This is a genomic window from SAR324 cluster bacterium (assembly GCA_029245725.1).
GTDB lineage: Bacteria > SAR324 > SAR324 > SAR324 > NAC60-12 > JCVI-SCAAA005.
Genome location: JAQWOT010000380.1, coordinates 1 through 2,246 on the forward strand (window position 1 = coordinate 1; position 2,246 = coordinate 2,246).

Annotated in this window: 4 protein-coding genes; 3 read left to right on the forward strand and 1 reads right to left on the reverse strand. The window is 41.9% G+C overall.

Going from position 1 to position 2,246, the window contains the following annotated elements; genetic code table 11:
• Both P8O70_20800 and P8O70_20805 read left to right on the forward strand, forming a co-directional pair.
• Nucleotides 1-493: hypothetical protein (locus tag P8O70_20800; protein MDG2199279.1), on the forward strand; the 493-nt coding region annotated here is incomplete at its 5' end.
• A gap of 9 nt (nt 494-502) precedes the next feature.
• Nucleotides 503-886 carry a hypothetical protein gene (locus tag P8O70_20805; protein ID MDG2199280.1) on the forward strand — a complete coding sequence of 128 codons (384 nt, stop codon included), beginning with the start codon at nt 503-505 and terminating at the stop codon, nt 884-886.
• A gap of 75 nt (nt 887-961) precedes the next feature.
• On the opposite strand, the gene P8O70_20810 is transcribed toward P8O70_20805, so the two are convergent.
• Nucleotides 962-1,267, reverse strand: coding sequence for a hypothetical protein (locus tag P8O70_20810; GenBank protein ID MDG2199281.1), 306 nt, complete (start codon nt 1,265-1,267; stop codon nt 962-964).
• Nucleotides 1,268-1,849: 582 nt separating this feature from the next.
• On the opposite strand from P8O70_20810, the gene P8O70_20815 reads away from it, so the two are divergent.
• Complete coding sequence (locus P8O70_20815; protein MDG2199282.1) at nt 1,850-2,020, forward strand: hypothetical protein; 171 nt, start codon at nt 1,850-1,852, stop codon at nt 2,018-2,020.
• The last annotated feature ends 226 nt before the right edge of the window (nt 2,021-2,246 follow it).

A 2,246-nucleotide genomic window follows, 5' to 3' on the forward strand; every position in this document is an offset into this window, starting at 1 on the left:
GTGGGAATGCAGTAGAGCCACAGTGCAGAGGCGTCTAGAACGCCTAGAGCAACTGGGGCTTTTTAAGCGAATGACCCAGCCACCACGAAAGCAACCCAATGGAGCTTGGAAACAGGAGCGTAAGCTGGTGCTGATTCTGCCCAAAAAGACCAACTCTATATTAGTGTCTCATTTTGGTTTACTAGCTAACTCCCAGCAGAATGCTGAGAGATCTTCTTTAACCGTACCGGTCAAAACATTGCCAAATATGAAGTTTGTGGACTATCTGGCACTTCAATCCAAGGTCAGTAAAGGAGCATTTGCTTTTTGGATGAGACGCTGGGGAGCAAAACCAAGATCGATGGGGTACCTGCTGGACAATATTCACAGCAGAATTGAAAGAAGACCAGATGTGCTGGAGAGTGTGCTGTGGGATGCTGTGGGCCAGAAGCTCTCAGGCCAAGCACTGGTTGGATTTATTGTGAGTGAAGTCAAATCACGAATAACAACATAAGGAGTAGAGATGACTAGAGCCGAAGCATTTGATAAAGCGTGGAGACTTGGTTTTAAAGGAGACTTCTCGTTGTTTGATGAAATTTACCATCCTGATTTTAAGGGCATCAATCCTGTTGTAGACGATGTTGAACTTAACTTTGATGCATTCAAAGAAGGAGTTCACACTCTGAAGGATTTCATCATATTTACACCCTCCGAGATACTTGCAGAAGAGGATAAACTTCTAAAGGTGCGAAGATACAACAAACTTAAGGAAGCTGATGTTTTTTCTTTGGTGACAGTATCTATCACTTACAAAGATGGGAAAATAATTAACCAACAATATCTTGTTGAAGAATTAGACTACGACCCCAGCGAAGGGCATGACTGGAGCTGGGAAGACTATGAGTAATTGGATTGGGGAGTCCTAGACCTCTTTCAAATTGCTGATGGCTTCATTCTGGCGTTGAAGAATTTCTGCATGGATTTATTTACATGTGTATGCTTGACCTATTACAATTCCATCAGTCCAATTAGCATTTGTTTCTACAAAATGAGTCGCTCCCATCTCTTTCGCTCTATCAAAAGCATCTACTCTCGCCTCATTATTTCCGATTGCACCGCCCCAAAGACTATTTGGGATACCGACAATTTCTCCCAATTCGGTACAACTACTTAGTTGGGAATCTTCACGATCAAGATAAGTTATTCCATTCAACTTATTTCCAGACTTTATTTTAGAAGTACAGCTTGAAACCAATACTACCAATGCAATCAATGCAAACAACTTCATAAAACCTCATAGTCTTGGTGTTGCAGTCATTCCAATTTGAATTGCCCTCTATCCCACCACTGGCATTTGAAGTCAAGGCACAGAAGCTATTGAATAAATATATATAAATTCAAATATCCCCCATTTTCAGCCACTCGATCAAACTTACATCGCCTATTCTGGGACAGTTCCATCCTCACTTCTCGCATCACACCACACTAGAAAACTCAGCATCTCTCATGATGCGAAAAGTAATTTACCCCCCTGTCCGGTTTACTAAATCCATCCCTTCTCTGGGGCAAGCCTACCAACCTGAAACTGATCAAACTACTGCCTACCAAATTACATTGACCTGAGAGGTTTTAAGATAGCTATCAAAGGTCAAAATTTTTTTTACATGTATTGATAGCTAAAAAATAAAATCAAACTGGTGAAGGTTATGGGTATTTTTAGAGGCATGTCTGAATTGAATGATTACCAACAGTTTGACAGTCATCAATGCGCTAACGCTTAATTCGTGACTTTTGATCGTACTTGCTGGCATGTGGGTTTATAAATAAAATACACCCGTGAGTGAGCACAATTCACATCGGAGAAATCCAAATGGAATTGACTACAGAGAGACGAACCCCGAAGTGTTTTAGTCTTTCTCCATCACTGCTGGATCAATTGGACGAACTGCCAAGACGATCAGTATCAAGATGGGTTGAGGAAACACTGAAGGAGAGAATGGACAGGAGGAATACTGCGGAGGCTGGACAGCAGGATAAATGAGTTCCAGTGACTACAAACGAAAAACCCCAGCATCCCTGAATTTTTGGCGACTCGAAGGGAATACCGGGGTAATCTTTAACAACAACCATCTGTGGAAACAGTTGTCTGCATGGTGCAGTTTGGCACTCGACTAAGATCGATACATCAAATGTGCCTCACTCTCAACGATCTTTTGTTCAAATTGATCGTGCCCAATTGCATCCCTGTAGATATCTGAACCTCCACT

Excerpts from the sequence above, each read along its gene's own strand:
- P8O70_20805 (MDG2199280.1), top strand. The coding sequence starts at position 503 with ATGACTAGAGCCGAAGCATTTGATAAAGCGTGGAGACTTGGTTTTAAA.
- P8O70_20810 (MDG2199281.1), bottom strand. The coding sequence starts at position 1,267 with ATGAAGTTGTTTGCATTGATTGCATTGGTAGTATTGGTTTCAAGCTGT.
- P8O70_20815 (MDG2199282.1), top strand. The coding sequence starts at position 1,850 with ATGGAATTGACTACAGAGAGACGAACCCCGAAGTGTTTTAGTCTTTCT.